The organism is Nitrincola alkalilacustris (assembly GCF_008973755.1).
In the GTDB taxonomy this organism is placed as follows: Bacteria; Pseudomonadota; Gammaproteobacteria; order Pseudomonadales; family Balneatricaceae; genus Nitrincola; species Nitrincola alkalilacustris.
This window is the reverse complement of sequence record NZ_WBOM01000005.1, coordinates 159,122-175,795: the sequence shown is the minus strand read 5'-3', so window position 1 is coordinate 175,795 and position 16,674 is coordinate 159,122. Positions and strand designations below refer to the sequence as shown.

Here is a 16,674-nt window from a genome sequence, read left to right as displayed (position 1 = left end):
TCTAGCACCCAATCATAGAAGGCTAAACTTTTCTCATGTGATGAATCATGCGAACTGAGTATTGAATGAATTCTGTCTGATTGTAATCCAATCCCGAAAACAGGGCGTAGATGTCATTACCTTTGCAAAGGCCCTGGCATTAAACGATTGGAGATTTAAAATGAAACTGATACGCAACAGTCTTTATGCTGCCTGCTTTTCTCTGGCCATGGCCACGGCTGCGCCAGCCTTTTCCGCCGACAGTGTCATGGTTGGTGGTGCAGAGATGTACGCAAACAAGAATATCGTGGAAAACGCAGTCAACTCCAACGACCACACAACACTGGTCGCGGCTGTTCAGGCAGCAGATCTGGTCGGCACACTCAGCAGTGATGGTCCTTTTACCGTGTTTGCTCCCACCAATGACGCTTTTGGTGCACTGCCTGAAGGTACAGTTGAAACGCTGGTCATGCCTGAGAACAAAGATACCCTGACCGGTATTCTGACTTATCACGTTCTGGCCGGCACCTATACGGCTGCCGATCTGGTTGCTGCCGCATCCGCCAATAACGGTTCGGCTACAATGGCAACTGTTCAGGGTGGATCGTTGACCATGACCCTGAATGGCGACACGCTGACCATTGTCGATGCCAATGACAATGCGGCCAATGTCACAATTGCTGATGTGATGCAGTCCAATGGTGTGATTCACGTTATCGACACAGTGCTGCTGCCGCAATAATTCGGCATAGTTTGGTATCAAGCTGAAGTAGTAGCAAAATTTCCCCTTCGCGTGATTCTTCGCTGGTGGTCAGTCTTTTATCTGGCCACCAGCACTATTCGACACTATCCCCAGACACTATCCCTAGACACCACCCCCAGACACTACCCCCATACTGCTCTACATAACATTCCACAGCTCATTTCAGAGTTGAGTCTTATGCTATAATCCCGCCCATCAGGAATCATCGTAAAGGTAGGGTCATGGCAGGTTCACTCAAGGATCAACTACTCAAAGCGGGCATCGCGTCCAAGAAGCAGGCTAAGCAGGTCGAGCTTGAAAAGCGCAAACACGCCAAACAGAAAACTACCGCCCAGCCGGAAGAAAGTGCTGCATCCCTCGAAGCCAAGCGACTGGCAAAGGTTGAAAAAGACCGCCTGCTCAACGAGCAGCGCAAGCAGGAACAGGCACAGCGGGCCGCGCAGGCCGAGATCAAACAACTGGTTCAGCAGCATCGTATCACCCTGCCCGGCAATAGTGAGCAGCGCTATAACTTCATCTACGACAATCTGGTCAAATCGATCTGGATCAATACTGAACTACAGGCACAACTGGCCAGAAAGCAGCTGGCGGTTGTTGCCGTGAACAATAAATTCGAGCTGGTACCGGCCGAGATCGCTCAGCGCATAATTCTGCGTGATCCCTCTGCCGTGGTAACGGACGAAGAGGAGCGCAAACAGCAGATCGCCGCTGAAGAGGCGGAGTATGCCGAGTACCAGATTCCGGATGACCTGGACTGGTAGCCTACCTCTTGTGGCTTACTCCTAAAAACCCCATGCAATTTATTCTGAAAATGTTAACCTTTTCTTCAGCGGCCAGATAATAACAGGAGCAGGGTAACGTATCGGAGAATACCCAAAGGCCCGCTGACGCTCCGCTTGTTGGAACCTGACTGAGCTGATGCCTTTAGCACTGATCATTCTGACTCCGTTGCTCTTCGCCATCATACCGGCAATCGGACGGCACACTACTGTTTCACGACAGGCTGTAGCGGCAGCCCTGCCTGCACTGCTGAGCCTGGTCCTGTTGATCTCTCTGGCTCCACAGATGCTGGCGGGTGAAACCCTGATTCAGCACAGCGACTGGATACCGCATCTGGGGCTTTCGCTCTCCCTGCGCCTGGACGGTCTTTCCTGGCTGTTCGCACTGCTGATCACCGGTATCGGCTGCCTGATCATTCTGTACGCACGCTGTTACTTCGAAGGCCACCCCTCAGCAGGCCGCTTTTACTGCCTGATACTCCTGTTCATGGGGGCGATGCTGGGCATCGTCATGTCTGAGAACCTGCTGTTCATGCTGATCTTCTGGGAGATGACCAGTCTGGTCTCCTTTCTGCTGATCGGTTTCGGCTGGCATAAACGCAGCGCTCGCCGCGGAGCCCGAATGTCACTGGTGATCACTGGTGGTGGAGGGATCGCCCTGCTTGCCGGAGTTCTCCTGCTGGGGCAAAGCGCCGGCAGCTTCATGCTGAGTGACATACTGGTTGCAGGTGAGCAGATCAAGGCAGATCAGCATTATTCACTGATGCTGAGCCTGATTCTGCTGGGTGCCTTTACCAAGTCGGCGCAGTTTCCCTTTCATCTGTGGCTGCCACATGCGATGTCTGCACCCACACCGGTCTCGGCCTATCTGCACTCTGCAACGATGGTCAAGGCAGGGCTATATCTGATGGCCAGACTGCATCCGGCACTGGCCGATACCGATCTGTGGTTCCTGCTGGTCGTGCTGAGTGGCATGATGACACTGATGATCGGCGCTTTTGTTGCCATGTTCATGCACGATATCAAGGGGTTGCTGGCCTACTCCACCCTGTCCCATCTGGGTTTGATCACACTGCTGATGGGTATCGGAACCAGCACCGCCATGGCTGCAGCACTCTTCCACCTGATCAACCATGCGGTGATCAAGGCCCCCCTGTTCATGATGGCCGGGATTGTCGATCAATCGACCGGCAGCCGCGACATGCGGCAGATAAATGGTCTGTATCGTTACCTGCCGGGACTTATGCTGCTATCGGCCATCCCCGCTGCCGCGATGGCGGGTCTACCCTGGCTGAACGGCTATCTGAGCAAGAAGATGCTGTTTGCCGAAAGCCTGCAACTGGTGACAGCTCCTGACTGGGCAGTCACGCTGATTCCCGTCTGGGTGACCCTGGCCGGACTGTTCTCGGTCGCCTATTCGATACGTATTTTCCACAATGTGTTCTTCAACGGCCGCCCGGTGGATCTACCCATCTACCCACCCCGCCGACCACCCCGACTGGTACTGCTGCCGATTCTGATACTCAGCACCGGATGTGTACTGGCGGGGGTTTTCCCACAATATGTCTATGCATTGCTGATTCAACCGGCCGTGAATGCCGCCACCGGCTTGTCTCACCCCACCTATGATTTCGAGCAGCTGACTGATCTGCGCCTCCCGTTGCAGATGAGTCTGCTCGCTCTGCTCGGAGGGTTGATCTTCTACATGGCCAGAACACCACTATTTGCCATCCACAACCGTTTGCCCGAGGTGGATGCAAAAGAGATCTTCGAGTGGATTATGCAACGGCTGATCCACTTTTCGCAGCAGCGGGTCTATCAACTTGAAAACGGCTCATTGCAGCGATATCTGGTATTCATGCTGGCCACGGCGCTGATACTCAGCACCTTTGCCATGACAGGTTTCAGTGGCTGGAAGGGGTCCGTGGCGATCACTCGTCCCGACGCAATGACCCTGATGGGTGCGTGCATCCTGTCTCTGGCAGCCCTGGGCGTTGCCGTGTTTCATCGTCACCGCCTGCCGGCCCTGTTACTGCTCGGCGTGACAGGCCTGTTTGTCACCCTGGCGTTCGCCCGCTTCTCGGCTCCGGACCTGGCACTGACTCAACTGTCGGTGGAGGTGATGGCTGTGGTGATCATGATGCTGGCCCTCTCCTTCCTGCCTCAGCAATCGCCCAAGGAGTCGCAGCCCTATCGTAAAGTCCGGGATATCGTCATCGCCGGCATTGCAGGACTGGGCGTGACACTGTTCAGTTTTGCCGTGATGACACGTCCGTTCGACAGCATCTCCGACTATTTTCTCGCCAACAGCCTGCCCGGTGGCGGGGGTACCAACGTCGTGAATGTGATTCTGGTTGATTTCCGGGGTTTTGACACCCTGGGTGAGATCACCGTGCTGGGTATTGCAGCGCTCGCCGTCTTTGCATTCACAAGACAGTTGCACCTGAAGGAGCGCATGGCGCCGATTGCCGATGAGCACTGGGTGGCTGAACCTCATCCGGTTATTCTCAGCCGTGTCGCCCATCTGGTGCTGCCGATCGCCCTATTAGTGTCTGCCTATATTTTCCTGCGTGGACACAATATGCCTGGCGGTGGTTTCATTGCCGGCCTGATCACCGCCGTAGCACTGACACTGCAGTATATGGCCGGTGGTCTGGTCTGGGCTCAGGAGCGGATGCTGACACACTTCCGGCCACTGATCGGTGCCGGTATTCTGCTGGCAACCAGCACCGGCCTTGCCAGCCTGGTATTTGGATACCCCTTCCTGACTACAACCTACAACCATTTTCACTGGCCGGTGATAGGTGAGTTCGAACTGGCCAGTGCCCTGATGTTTGATCTGGGTGTATACACCACCGTTGTGGGAGCCACCCTGCTGATACTGGCCAACCTCGGCAAGCTGATGACGGTTGCCGGACCTGGCAAGGAGGTGGGCTGATGGAGATACTGTTTGCACTCACATTGGGGGCACTGACCACCAGTGGTGTCTACCTGCTGCTGCGTGCAAGAACCTTTTCCGTGATTCTGGGCCTCACGTTGCTGTCCCATGCCATCAATCTGTATCTGTTCGGCATGGGGCGCCTGAAAACCGAATCCCCGGCTGTGATCGGTCTGGTGCCTGATTATGCCGACCCCTTGCCTCAGGCGCTGGTACTGACAGCGATAGTCATCGGCTTTGCCATGACCAGCTTCGTCGTTGTACTCGCACTCAAGGCTGCCGTCGAGTTGCGTAACGACCATGTCGATGGTGAAAACCCGAATGAGGACCGCCCATGAATCATCTCATGGCCATGCCTGTTCTCGTTCCTCTGGTAGCAGGGGCATGCCTGCTGATCACCTTCAAAGCCCCCCTGATGACACAACGCCTGATCAGCCTTGGCAGTTGCAGTCTGCTGGCTCTGTTGGGCATCTGGGCCGTGCTGCAGGCCGGGCAACATCCACATACTCTGTATTACCTCGGAAACTGGGCTCCCCCATATGGCATCGTATTGGTACTGGATCGTCTGAGTGCAATCATGCTATTGCTGACTGCCTGCCTGAGCCTTATCGCCGGGCTTTACGCCTGCCGGGGTACGGATCGGGAAGGTGCCCATTTTCATGCCCTGTTTCAGTTGCAACTGGCCGGCATCAACGGTGCCTTTCTGACCGGTGATCTGTTCAACCTGTTTGTATTTTTCGAGATTCTGCTGATCGCCTCTTATGCACTGCTGCTGCATGGTGGTGGCCGTGCGCGCAGCCGTGCGGGGCTGCACTATGTGATCATCAATCTGGTCGGCTCCGCCCTGTTCCTGTTTGCAGTCGGTACCCTGTATGGCCTGACAGGCACACTCAACATGGCCGATCTGGCCGTTAAGATCGCGCTGATACCGGCTGAAGATCAGCCACTGCTGACCAGCGCCGCACTCCTGCTGCTGGTGGTGTTCGGTGTCAAGGCCGCATTGCTGCCACTGCTGTTCTGGCTGCCCCGCGCCTATTCTGCTGCCAGTGCTCCGGTGGCCGCACTGTTTGCGATCATGACCAAGGTCGGTATCTATGCGATGCTCCGAGTCTTTCATCTGGTCTTCAGCCAGGGCGAGCAGCCGATCAATCTGACGCTGTGGGAGTGGCTCTGGCCTCTATCACTGGCAACTCTGCTGCTAGGCGCCGTCGGCGTGCTGGGATCAGCCAGCCTGCGCACCATGACCGCTTACCTGGTGATCGTCTCCGTTGGCATACTGCTGGCGGCCATCTCGCTGCCGGGTCAGGAGATGCTCAGCTCCGCTCTCTATTACCTGCTGCACAGCACCTGCCTGACAGCTACATTTTTCCTGCTTGCGGATCTGATAGGCAAGCAGCGCTACCGTGGATATGATCGATTTTCACTGGTATCCCCCCTGAACCATCGCTGGCTGCTGGGCTGTCTGTTTTTCATTGCCGCCATCAGCATCAGCGGACTGCCGCCCTTCAGCGGCTTCATCAGCAAGCTGTGGCTTATCCAGTCGGCAATCAAGGCTCCAAGTGGCGGCCTGCTCTGGGGGCTGATGCTGCTGACAGGTCTGCTGACTCTGATTGCCCTTAGCCGGGCTGGCAGCCGATGGTTCTGGCGCCCAACCACATCGGTCTCGTCCCCGCTGAGATTGGATAAGACCAGTTTTGTGCTGATCTGTCTGATGCTCACTACCAGTCTGGTGTTATCACTGCTGGCCGAGCCGATCATTCACTACCTGGAGCGGACAGCTGAGCAGATCCTCTCCCCTGATGAATATATCCATGCCGTGTTGCAGTCAGCCTGGCTGAGCGAGGCGGAGGTGGTACCATGAGCAGACTCTCCTTCTGGGTCCCAAGACCCCTGTTTTCACTCTTTCTGGCTGTGTTGTGGCTGTTCATGGTAAACAGTTTCAGTGTGGCACAAGTGATACTCGGTATCGGCCTGGGCCTGCTGATCCCCTTTTCTACCCACCGCTTCTGGCCGGAAAAAAGCAGTCTGCGCCATCCGCTGCCTCTGCTGCGCTACTTTCTGGTGCTGCTGTGGGACATCATCTGTTCCAATCTGATTGTGGCTCGGCGCATTATCGGGCGGACAGAGCACCTGAGCCCCGGTTTTATCACCTATCCGGTGTCACTGGAGGATGAGTTTGCCATTACTCTGCTTGCCAGCACCATCTCACTGACGCCGGGCACCGTCACGACACACTATGATACTCAGGCACGCACGCTGCTGATCCATGTACTGCACATCGACAACGAACAGGCACTGATCGATCAGATCAGGACACGTTACGAGCAACCACTGCAGGAGATATTCCAATGATTGCACTGGTCATCCCACTTGCGTTGACGCTCTTCTCGCTTGGCATACTGCTGAATCTCTACCGATTATTGATCGGTCCGGACATCACTGATCGCATTCTTGCGTTGGATACGCTGATGATCAACAGCATTGCGGTGATAGTGCTGGCCGACATCCAGATGCAACTAGGTATTCTGTTCGAAGCTGCGATGTTGATCGCGCTGATGGGTTTCGTCGGCACAGTAGCCATGACCAAGTACCTGCTGCGGGGGGATGTGATCGAATGAATACACTACCCTGGCTACTGGAGCTTATCATCGCACTGTTCATCCTGATCGGTGCTCTGGTCGCACTGCTCGGCTCCATCGGACTGGCACGGCTGCCGGATTTCTATATGCGCCTGCATGGCCCGACCAAGGCCAGCACCCTCGGCGTGGGCTGCACCCTGATCGGATCTCTGCTCTACTTCAGTTTCCTGACAGAGGGTATATCCGTACAGGAAGCGATCATCACACTGTTTCTGTTTGTGACGGCACCGGCCAGTGCCCATATGATGGCCAAGGCAGCACTGCATCGGCGAGTCAGATGTGTCGACAAGACACTTAATGTTCCCTGGAAGGATCAGTAGACTGACGCAGTCACTGCCATTTGAGTCGTGATAAACACCTACGACCTTTTGACCGTTGCTTTATATTAGTGCACTGTGATGAAATTGAGCGCTTTGCGTGATGCATCCGGTATCTGCGAGCTCTGGTCACGCCACTTTTTCTGTTGTTCATTTTCTTGGAGTCACAAACATGTCGGTAATTCTCGACGAGAAGCTCGAGCTGATCTATCAGGATGTCCTGCATCGCAATGCAGGTGAAACGGAGTTTCATCAGGCGGTACATGAGGTGCTGGAAACCCTGGGTCCTGTAATGGTGAAATACCCCGAATATGCCGAGCGCAAGATCATTCAGCGCATCTGTGAACCGGAACGTCAGATCATCTTCCGCGTGCCCTGGCAGGATGATAAGGGCGAGATCCAGATAAACCGCGCCTTTAGAGTCGAATTCAACAGTGCACTCGGCCCCTACAAGGGTGGTATGCGCTTTCACCCGTCCGTGTATCTGGGCATCATCAAATTCCTCGGTTTCGAGCAGATCTTCAAGAATGCCCTGACCGGCATGCCGATCGGCGGTGGCAAGGGAGGCAGCGACTTCGACCCGAAGGGCAGATCCGATGATGAAATCATGCGTTTCTGCCAGAGTCTGATGACCGAGCTCTTCCGTCATATCGGTGAGTATACCGATGTACCGGCCGGTGATATCGGCGTCGGGGCCCGTGAGATCGGCTATCTGTTCGGCCAGTACAAACGCATCACCAACCGCTATGAATCCGGCGTTTTCACCGGCAAGGGAATCAATTGGGGTGGCAGTTGTGCGCGCACCGAGGCCACCGGCTACGGCACCGTGTTCTTCGTTCAGGAGATGCTGAAGGCGCGTAACGACTCACTGGACGGCAAAACCTGTGTGGTATCCGGCTCCGGTAACGTCGCTATTTATGCGATCGACAAGGCCATGCAACTGGGTGCCAAGGTGATCGCCTGTTCCGACTCCAACGGCGTCATCCTGGATGAACAGGGTATTGACCTGAATCTGGTCAAGCGCCTGAAAGAGGTTGAGCGCCGTCGACTGAGCGCCTATACCGAGGAGCGCAGCCATGCCAAGTATCTGCCCGGTGGCAATATCTGGCAGATTCCCTGTGATGTCGCCCTGCCCTGCGCCACACAGAATGAGCTGAACGGTAAGGACGCCAAATCCCTGGTCGAAAACGGCTGTATCGCGGTGGCCGAAGGTGCCAATATGCCGACCACACCGGAAGGGATCGCTATCTTCCAGCAGGCCGGTATCGCCTACGGACCCGGCAAGGCAGCCAATGCCGGTGGCGTTGCCACCAGCGCACTGGAGATGCAGCAGAATGCCAGCCGTGACTTCTGGACCTTTGAGCATACCGAAGCACGTCTGCAGGAGATCATGGTGAATATTCACCGCAACTGCTTTGAAACCGCAGAAGAGTTCGGCGCACCCGGTAACTACGTGGTCGGCGCCAATATCGCCGGCTTCCTGAGAGTCGCACGTGCCATGGATGCGATGGGCGTGATCTGATCCTCGTCCAACCTGTCAGGCGAGGTGCCGCTCAAGCGCCTCGCCTTATTCACATCACCTCATTCATAACAGTGTTCTCAAATCACTCGGACCAGAAGATCGTTCAGATCTGACGATCAACTATCATCCACCTGATAACAGATCAGACGCTGACTCACCACATCAGCCACCAGCCGTAAGGGCTGAGCGCTCAGATCATGAATGCGCACTACTGCACTCACCACCTCATTGAATTCATCCACGCACAACTCGCGAGCCGAGAGAGTTTTCACACCAGTAGAACTCAACCATTGTGGGCGATGATGCGTGCTGCTTTCATTCGGGAAAAGCGCCACATAAGCGATGGACGACTCCACCAGATCCTGAAAAAAATGCGATCCGAACGAGAGATCCGGCACCATGCCAGAACCCATTTCGGCCACTTCAACCAGTACTGCAATCCGACTGATATCGGCAAAACGCACCGGAACACCCAGTTCAGGGCTGCTTGTACCCCAGCGACCCGGACCCATCAACAGCGTCGACTGAGATTCACCTGAACGGCATATCTGACCAACGAGTTTAGCCACCTCGTACTTTTGCGAGATAGTCAGACCTGAATACCGTTCGGCATCAACCTGCACAATACGATCCAGACGGATATCCATGTTACCACCCATGAAGTGGCCATCGGTCTTGAAATACAACGATGCGTCATCCACCTGCCCGGGCAGCTCGACCTTCTGACTCGGACCCAACACGGCCAGTGGACGGCACTGCACCAGATTGAAGGTAGGTTCACCATCCGGGCCCAGATGAACCGTAAACTCGACATCCACCGGATGATCATACGCCTGTTCCAGAGTGCTCAGCATCTGCCTGAGCAGTCTCACAAATGCAGTCCAGCGCAACAAGGGGTCAAATGTCAGTCGCCACACCGGCGCAGGGTCCGGCAACTGTCGGGCACGCTCTGTCGCCTCTCTGTCCAATTCGCCCAGAGCAGACAACGGCAGATCCGGGCACTCCCGGCTCAGTTGCATCAAAGAGCGTGACTGCAGGCTATTCTCAGCAACATTAAGCAGATCCACCAGCGATTGCGAAAAGCGATAGGCCTCATCTCGATTGCGAAAAGGTCGCTTATGCGGATAATCCAGTGCAGCTACGCAGGCATGATCTCCCTCGATCCGATCCACTGCACGGGTACCCAACCCCATCACCAGTCTTACCATGCCGGCAGCCGGGTCCATATCGGCATCCCAGGCAAAGGTGTTACGCGAGACACCGACTCCTGCAGCATCTGGCAGGTAGTAGTGCCCCTGATAACGACCATTAACACGTTGCAGCAACAAGGCCATCGGCTCTTCCAACTGGTCCAGACCACGCTGTTGACGATAGACCAGTGCATCCTCACTGAATGAGGAGGCATACACCTGCCGAATCGCCCGTTCGAGTTGCTCCAGCCGCTGCTCAGGACTGCCCTGATTGACCAGAAACACACTCTCATACTTGCCCGCAAACGCATTGCCAAAGCCATCCTCAAGCAGACTGCTTGATCTGACCAGAATGGGATACTGGCCATAATGATCCAGCATCCGCTCCAGCTCCTGCCGCATCTCCTGCGGGATATCACCTTTCAACACCGCATCCCGCAGCCCAGGGGCCTGTTCAAAATACCCTGATTCGGTTCGCTGCTGCATCATGCCTGACCAGAGACCATTGTGTACCAGAAAGGCGTAATAGACATCTGAGCCGAGATAATAGGAGTCATGCGGCTCCAGCCGCTGATGCCAGCACTCCGGGTCCTCACGGAGCAATACAGCTCGCGCCAGCAGCATGCCTGCCGCCTTGCCACCGATATAGCCACTGCCGATCATGCGACTACGAATGGCCAGCAGATCATCCAGCGTCAGATACTCGCGCGCCAACGCCAGCATGCGAGAGTCGCGACTGATCAACACCGGCAGGATCTGCTCCAGACATACCTGTTGTGCGGCCGCATCTCCCATCGTCCTTGTATCCGATGCGTTCAGAAACAGCCGATCCCAGTGATCAAGCAGTTGCTGCCCTTGTCCATGCTTGAGTTCAATCAATGCCTGCAGGCGTGTTGCGTCACTGCTGTCGGTGACGGGTATGAACTGATCCCGCGTCTGGCGATGGGGCAGAAACATGGTTGGCGACTGCCGTTCCCACACTTTGACCGGCTGAATCTGGAACTCATTCTCAGCCCGATGTACGTCTATCAGAACCTGCGTGGTATCCCGGATACGCGCCAGTGTCACCTGTGAGTGCGCGCGCGGGTAGAGTGCAAAGTAAGCCACTGTATCCAGCTCGTAAAGAAAGGGGCAGATCACGCGGAAGAAGTTGCCCACCATATGATCCGTCGCCCAGGCATCCAGCAGGTCGGTCAGACAGTCACAGACATAAAAGGCGCCCCGACCGTGCTCCGCCACAAGTTGCCATACATGTCGGGTGAAAGCCTCAAACCCGCGCAAGGCGTCGATCCGAACAACGCGAACGCCGCCACCCTCCTCGACCAAGGGTGAATGATGGCCAAAACGCAGATAGATGATGGAGCGACCCTGAGCGACTGCCGCAGCGACAAAGGGTGTGACAACCCGACGATAGTCCTCGATATCCTCGATCCGCCAGACCACATTATCACCGATGCGCAAGCCGCTCAGAATCCGGTCCAGGCCGATGATACCGGTTGAAACAACACTGCCTGATTCGCCGCCTGTCTGCATCTGTGATCGCCTGTATATTGAAAGATACCGACATTACGACAGATTCAGACAGGTCGCGTCAATGCTTCCCTATTCCCCTAATCTCCCTGGACTCCTAATGCCACCCTTTTTTTTCCCGCGCCAGTATCTGTGCGGCATCAAGGGATGCAATCGGTACCCGAACATCGGCAGGAATATCTTGACTCAGCTGTAACGACAGATAGCGCAGGGCGCAGACACGCAAGAAAGAGGTGAAATTACCCAGATCGTGCCCGGCATCAATCGACTCATGATAGAGCTTGGTCAACATCTGTGGCAGTTGCATGCCATCACGCTGCGCAATCTCCTCAAGCAGTGTCCAGAAGCCATTTTCCAGCCGGATACTGGTCACCATGCCGTCGATACGAAGGGAACGGGAAGAACTGACCCAGAGGGTTGGATCAGCGCCGATAAACAATCTGCACATGTAAGAACTCCGCGACTGTCTGCATGAGGCTCAAGATATAGATCATACATCACTTATTGAGCAGTACCATGAACTGAGCCAACCAGTCAGGATGAGCCGGCCAGGCAGGCGCCGTGACCAGGTTGCCATCGGTGACTGCCTTATCCACGGCAATGTTGGCATAACGCCCACCCGCCAGCTCTACTTCGGGTTGGCAGGCCGGGTAGGCTGAACAGTGCCTTTCCTTCAGCACACCGGCTGCAGCCAGCAACTGCGCACCATGACAGATCGCCGCCACCGGTTTATCTGCAGTGAAGAAATGCTGCACCATTTTCAATACATCAACATTCAAGCGCAGGTACTCAGGCGCACGTCCGCCGGGAATCACCAGCGCATCGTAATCATCCACCCGAATCTCATCAAAGCTGGCATTCAGCGCAAAGCGATGCCCGGGTTTCTCGGTATAGGTCTGATCACCTTCAAAATCGTGGATCGCGGTCGCAACCGTATCCCCCGCTTTCTTGTCGGGGCAAACGGCATGTACGACATGGCCAACCGCCTGAAGTGCCTGATAAGGCACCATGGTTTCATAATCCTCGGTGAAATCACCAGTGATCATCAGAATCTTCTTATTCATTGCTCTACTCCTGATGGTTGTTTGAACCCTCTTTGTAGCAATGAAATGAGAACAAGGGGTAGTAGCGGATTACTACATGGCAAAACAGTACGCAAAACCAGACAACGCTGGCAATTGCTCCTGCATTGCCAGCATACTGCACCTCCCTGTGCATAAAAAAAAGCCCCGCCAGCATGAACTGGCGGGGCTTTTTAAAGCGCGCTGACTAATGAGCTGTATTAACTACTCAGCCTTTAGCAGCAGCTGCTTTCTTTTCTTTCTCTTTGGCGATAACAGTCTCAGCTACGTTAGCCGGGCACGGTGAGTAGTGCGCGAACTCCATGGAGAACTGACCACGGCCTGAAGTCATGGTACGCAGAGTACTGATGTAACCAAACATTTCTGACAGAGGTACGTCAGCTTTGATACGTACGCCAGTTACGCCTGCTTCCTGGCCCAGGATCATGCCACGGCGACGGTTCAAGTCACCGATAACATCACCTACGTGATCTTCCGGCGTGAACACGTCAACTTTCATGATTGGCTCAAGCAGTTGCGGGGCTGCTTTAGGCATTGACTGACGGAAAGCACCTTTTGCAGCAATTTCAAAGGCAATAGCTGAGGAGTCAACGGCATGATAAGCACCATCGAACACTTCAATTTCAACGTCCAATACCGGGAAGCCAGCCAGAGGACCGGTGGCCATCATGCCCGCAAAGCTTTTCTCGATCGCTGGAATGAACTCTTTTGGTACGTTACCACCGACAACTGATGATTTGAACGTAAAGCCGGAGTTCTGCTCGCCTGGGCGGATGCGGTAGTCAATTTTACCGTACTGACCAGAACCACCAGACTGCTTCTTGTGGGTATAGCTGTCTTCGATTTCACTGGTAATGGTTTCGCGGTAAGCAACCTGCGGCTGACCTACAACCAGTTCCACGCCATAGGTACGCTTCAGAATGTCTACTTTGATATCCAGATGCAGCTCACCCATGCCTTTGAGGATGGTTTCACCAGAGTCAACATCAGTTTCAACACGGAACGTTGGATCTTCTGCAACCATCTTGCCGATAGCGATACCCATTTTCTCTGTAGAACCCTTGTCTTTAGGCGCAACAGAAATAGAGATAACAGGCTCAGGGAATACCATTGGCTCAAGCGTACAAGGATGCTTGGGATCACACAGGGTGTGGCCAGTCTGGGTGTTGTTCTTCATACCCACCAGCGCAATGATGTCGCCAGCCTGAGCACTGGTCAGATCGATACGGTCATTCGCGTACATTTCAACCATTCGGCCGATACGCTCGGTTTTACCGGTGAAAGAGTTAAGGATGGTATCACCCTTGTTCAGTACACCAGAGTAAATACGGATAAAGGTCAGGGCGCCGAAACGGTCATCCATGATTTTGAAGGCCAGAGCACGGAATGGCTCATCAGCAGAAACGATGGCGTGCTCGCCTGTTTCGTTACCTTCTTCGTCAGTCAGTGGCTGAGGAATGACTTCAGTTGGTGATGGCAGATAATCAACAACAGCGTCCAGCAGCAATTGCATACCTTTGTTTTTAAAGGCAGAACCACAGTAAGTCGGGAAGAATACCAGATCACGGCAGCCTTTACGGATGCAACGCTTGAGGTCTTCAATAGATGGCTCTTCGCCTTCCATGTAAGCCATCAGCAGATCGTCGTCCTGCTCCAGCGCCGTTTCGACCAGCTGGGTACGGTACATTTCAACGTCATCAGCCATATCAGCTGGTACATCAGTAACCGTGTAGTTTTCCGGCAAGCCGGTTTCATCCCAGATGTAGGCTTTCTGGGTTAAAAGATCAACCACGCCAGTGAAGGTATCTTCACGGCCGATAGGCAGTACCATGATCAGTGGGTTTGCACCCAGGACTTTTTTAACCTGCTCGGTCACGCGAATAAAGTCAGCACCGATACGGTCCAGCTTGTTAACGAATATCAGACGGGATACTTCAGCGTCGTTCGCATAGCGCCAGTTGGTTTCTGACTGAGGCTCAACACCGCCGGAACCACAGAATACACCAACACCACCATCGAGCACTTTCAGTGAACGGTAAACTTCTACGGTGAAGTCAACGTGGCCCGGAGTATCGATAACGTTGAAACGGTGACCTTTCCAGAAACAGCTCACAGCTGCTGACTGGATAGTAATTCCGCGTTCAGCTTCCTGCTCCATGAAGTCGGTAGTTGATTCACCTTCGTGAACTTCACCCAACTTATGGATTTTACCGGTCAGTTTCAGGATACGCTCGGTAGTGGTGGTTTTGCCAGCATCTACGTGGGCGAAGATACCAATGTTTCTGTATAAGGATAAATCTGCTGACATAGTCATCTCAATAAGCTAGGGTTTTAAAATAGTGCGACATTATACAGGCTTTTAAATCGTTTTGCAGAGGAAAAATGATTTCGGCTATTAAATTTTTATTATGCTCGCAAGCTCGCTGTGTCATATAGTGTCATGAAATGCCGCCATCTTCTCTGGAGCAGCCATGCTGATAGCCACTATTGCCGAGTACTTTAAGCACAGCATCAAGTGCCACTCAGTATTGTGGTCCTTCATGGTGTTAACGACTCTATCTTACAACACCCTGGCTAACGAGTACTATTTTTATACAGAAGAGTATCCGCCCTTCAGCTATACCGAAGGAGAGTCTGTCAAAGGTATCAATACAGAGCTACTGACACGAGCGATGATATCGCTCAAACAACCTGTTGGCTTTTACATTGTCCCCTGGGGACGAGCACAAGAACTGACTCAACAACAATCGAACTCCTGCCTCTTCTCGGCAGCAAGAACAGAAGAGCGGGAAAACTTATATCAATGGGTTGGGCCTCTCAGCACTGAACATATCGTACTCTATGCGATGGCAGGCAACCCGATTGAACTGGACAACCTGGCAGATGCCAACCGTTATGTTGTCGGCGGACAAACAGCCGATGCCTATTCTGACTGGATAGAAAATCTCGGCATCGAGATTCATCGTACCACCGAGATCCCAACTAACCTTATGATGCTGGCCCATGGACGCATAGACCTCTGGCTGGCTGGCTCCATTGGAGGTCCCTATATTGCGACGCAGATGGATATTCCTTTACGCCCGGTGCAGCAGACTGAAGAAACCTTCCATCTATGGCTGGCTTGTAACAAAGCCATTTCCGCAAGTCTCATATCCGATCTGAATCACAAACTCAAACAGTTCAGAGCCGATGGAACACTGGATGAGATAGTGGATCGCTATCAATAATCAGCTACCTGCCATCTGTTGCAGTTTCACGGTGAAACCGCATCAACAGCTCTCCGCTATCACTGAACAGCTCAAGTACATCTTCCTTAATATGATAGTGACGTACATCAGTGATCAGATGATTGAATTTATCTGCTGTTTCCATACCGTCCACACACGCCATCAGAGTCGATGCCAACTGTGTAAAGTGCAACAACTGCCCCTGCTCATGATAACCGCCCATCAGACGATTACAGCCATCAGAGCCGGCCACACGCCCCTCAGGTAGAAACATCAGCGCAGGATGACGCATCACGTTTTCCTGTTCGGGGAGTGCTTCATCAAGCAGCTGCACCAGTCGCCACTGAGTATCCTGCAGGGTCACGCTGTGTACCTCAGGTTCGGTTCTTACGTGTGTACAGGCAGTCATTACAATTACCATCGGCACAATGGACAACCATAGGTTGAGCTTTTTTATCTTCATATGACACCTCGCTTGCCCTTCAACACTATTCCAGTTTAGTCCGACTCGCTGAATCAGCGATTAATCAATCATAAGCTGATTTGGCAAGCCAGCCCACCCATCTCAAGAGCATTGCCCATCAGTACAGGTTGACATGTTAACTGAATAAAGAAACACTGGTATCACCCTCTCCACAGGCGATACAGGGACGTCCGGTTTGCAAAATATCTGGTACTCATCATTTAGGATTTTCGCCCAGCGATTAA

General features: G+C 53.8%; 15 protein-coding genes. 10 read left to right on the top strand and 5 right to left on the bottom strand.

Annotated elements, in window-relative coordinates; translation table 11 throughout:
* Nucleotides 1–160 precede the first annotated feature (160 nt).
* The 9 genes from F7R27_RS11000 (at nucleotide 161) to gdhA (ending at nucleotide 8,937) form a co-directional block, all read left to right on the top strand.
* Nucleotides 161–721 carry a fasciclin domain-containing protein gene (locus F7R27_RS11000; RefSeq protein WP_151704309.1) on the top strand — a complete coding sequence of 187 codons (561 nt, stop codon included), beginning with the start codon at nucleotides 161–163 and terminating at the stop codon, nucleotides 719–721.
* A 242-nt stretch (nucleotides 722–963) separates the two neighbouring features.
* Nucleotides 964–1,503, top strand: coding sequence for a DUF2058 family protein (locus tag F7R27_RS10995; protein WP_151704308.1), 540 nt, complete (start codon nucleotides 964–966; stop codon nucleotides 1,501–1,503).
* A 157-nt stretch (nucleotides 1,504–1,660) separates the two neighbouring features.
* Entirely contained in the window at nucleotides 1,661–4,459 is a 2,799-nt protein-coding gene (locus tag F7R27_RS10990) for a monovalent cation/H+ antiporter subunit A (RefSeq protein ID WP_151704307.1), read from the top strand.
* On the top strand, nucleotides 4,459–4,797 hold the full coding sequence (locus F7R27_RS10985; protein WP_151704306.1) for a Na+/H+ antiporter subunit C: 339 nt from the start codon (nucleotides 4,459–4,461) through the stop codon (nucleotides 4,795–4,797). The genes F7R27_RS10990 and F7R27_RS10985 overlap by 1 nt, the downstream gene beginning before the upstream one ends.
* Nucleotides 4,794–6,320 (top strand): monovalent cation/H+ antiporter subunit D, encoded by a 1,527-nt coding sequence (locus F7R27_RS10980; RefSeq protein WP_151704305.1) that lies wholly within the window; start codon nucleotides 4,794–4,796, stop codon nucleotides 6,318–6,320. The genes F7R27_RS10985 and F7R27_RS10980 overlap by 4 nt, the downstream gene beginning before the upstream one ends.
* A complete protein-coding gene (locus F7R27_RS10975; protein WP_151704304.1) occupies nucleotides 6,317–6,811 on the top strand; it encodes a Na+/H+ antiporter subunit E in 495 nt (164 codons plus the stop codon). The genes F7R27_RS10980 and F7R27_RS10975 overlap by 4 nt, the downstream gene beginning before the upstream one ends.
* Nucleotides 6,808–7,077: a K+/H+ antiporter subunit F gene (locus tag F7R27_RS10970; RefSeq protein WP_151704303.1), complete on the top strand. Its 270-nt coding sequence runs from the start codon at nucleotides 6,808–6,810 to the stop codon at nucleotides 7,075–7,077. The genes F7R27_RS10975 and F7R27_RS10970 overlap by 4 nt, the downstream gene beginning before the upstream one ends.
* Complete coding sequence (locus F7R27_RS10965) at nucleotides 7,074–7,418, top strand: Na+/H+ antiporter subunit G (RefSeq protein WP_151704302.1); 345 nt, start codon at nucleotides 7,074–7,076, stop codon at nucleotides 7,416–7,418. Before F7R27_RS10970 ends, F7R27_RS10965 begins: the two co-directional genes overlap by 4 nt.
* 169 nt (nucleotides 7,419–7,587) lie before the next feature.
* Nucleotides 7,588–8,937, top strand: a complete 1,350-nt coding sequence (gene gdhA / locus F7R27_RS10960; RefSeq protein ID WP_151704301.1) for an NADP-specific glutamate dehydrogenase — start codon at nucleotides 7,588–7,590, stop codon at nucleotides 8,935–8,937.
* A gap of 116 nt (nucleotides 8,938–9,053) precedes the next feature.
* Here the strand turns inward: gdhA and F7R27_RS10955 are convergent, their stop codons facing one another.
* From F7R27_RS10955 to fusA, 4 genes are all read right to left on the bottom strand, one after another.
* Nucleotides 9,054–11,660, bottom strand: coding sequence for a PEP/pyruvate-binding domain-containing protein (locus F7R27_RS10955; protein WP_151704300.1), 2,607 nt, complete (start codon nucleotides 11,658–11,660; stop codon nucleotides 9,054–9,056).
* Between the two features lie 94 nt (nucleotides 11,661–11,754).
* Entirely contained in the window at nucleotides 11,755–12,105 is a 351-nt protein-coding gene (locus F7R27_RS10950) for a ribbon-helix-helix domain-containing protein (protein WP_151704299.1), read from the bottom strand.
* A gap of 49 nt (nucleotides 12,106–12,154) precedes the next feature.
* Complete coding sequence (locus F7R27_RS10945) at nucleotides 12,155–12,721, bottom strand: DJ-1/PfpI family protein (RefSeq protein WP_151704298.1); 567 nt, start codon at nucleotides 12,719–12,721, stop codon at nucleotides 12,155–12,157.
* A 226-nt stretch (nucleotides 12,722–12,947) separates the two neighbouring features.
* Nucleotides 12,948–15,053 carry an elongation factor G gene (fusA, locus tag F7R27_RS10940; RefSeq protein WP_476739166.1) on the bottom strand — a complete coding sequence of 702 codons (2,106 nt, stop codon included), beginning with the start codon at nucleotides 15,051–15,053 and terminating at the stop codon, nucleotides 12,948–12,950.
* A gap of 157 nt (nucleotides 15,054–15,210) precedes the next feature.
* On the opposite strand from fusA, the gene F7R27_RS10935 reads away from it, so the two are divergent.
* Nucleotides 15,211–15,966, top strand: a complete 756-nt coding sequence (locus F7R27_RS10935) for a substrate-binding periplasmic protein (protein WP_151704296.1) — start codon at nucleotides 15,211–15,213, stop codon at nucleotides 15,964–15,966.
* A 4-nt stretch (nucleotides 15,967–15,970) separates the two neighbouring features.
* On the opposite strand, the gene F7R27_RS10930 is transcribed toward F7R27_RS10935, so the two are convergent.
* Nucleotides 15,971–16,330 (bottom strand): META domain-containing protein, encoded by a 360-nt coding sequence (locus F7R27_RS10930; RefSeq protein WP_168927483.1) that lies wholly within the window; start codon nucleotides 16,328–16,330, stop codon nucleotides 15,971–15,973.
* Nucleotides 16,331–16,674: the final 344 nt, after the last annotated feature.

Coding starts and splice junctions, on each gene's coding strand:
- F7R27_RS10970 (WP_151704303.1), top strand. CDS start 6,808: ATGATTGCACTGGTCATCCCACTTGCGTTGACGCTCTTCTCGCTTGGC.
- F7R27_RS10935 (WP_151704296.1), top strand. CDS start 15,211: ATGCTGATAGCCACTATTGCCGAGTACTTTAAGCACAGCATCAAGTGC.
- F7R27_RS10950 (WP_151704299.1), bottom strand. CDS start 12,105: ATGTGCAGATTGTTTATCGGCGCTGATCCAACCCTCTGGGTCAGTTCT.
- gdhA (WP_151704301.1), top strand. CDS start 7,588: ATGTCGGTAATTCTCGACGAGAAGCTCGAGCTGATCTATCAGGATGTC.
- F7R27_RS10995 (WP_151704308.1), top strand. CDS start 964: ATGGCAGGTTCACTCAAGGATCAACTACTCAAAGCGGGCATCGCGTCC.
- F7R27_RS10955 (WP_151704300.1), bottom strand. CDS start 11,660: ATGCAGACAGGCGGCGAATCAGGCAGTGTTGTTTCAACCGGTATCATC.
- F7R27_RS11000 (WP_151704309.1), top strand. CDS start 161: ATGAAACTGATACGCAACAGTCTTTATGCTGCCTGCTTTTCTCTGGCC.
- F7R27_RS10975 (WP_151704304.1), top strand. CDS start 6,317: ATGAGCAGACTCTCCTTCTGGGTCCCAAGACCCCTGTTTTCACTCTTT.
- F7R27_RS10985 (WP_151704306.1), top strand. CDS start 4,459: ATGGAGATACTGTTTGCACTCACATTGGGGGCACTGACCACCAGTGGT.
- F7R27_RS10945 (WP_151704298.1), bottom strand. CDS start 12,721: ATGAATAAGAAGATTCTGATGATCACTGGTGATTTCACCGAGGATTAT.
- F7R27_RS10965 (WP_151704302.1), top strand. CDS start 7,074: ATGAATACACTACCCTGGCTACTGGAGCTTATCATCGCACTGTTCATC.
- F7R27_RS10980 (WP_151704305.1), top strand. CDS start 4,794: ATGAATCATCTCATGGCCATGCCTGTTCTCGTTCCTCTGGTAGCAGGG.
- fusA (WP_476739166.1), bottom strand. CDS start 15,053: ATGACTATGTCAGCAGATTTATCCTTATACAGAAACATTGGTATCTTC.
- F7R27_RS10990 (WP_151704307.1), top strand. CDS start 1,661: ATGCCTTTAGCACTGATCATTCTGACTCCGTTGCTCTTCGCCATCATA.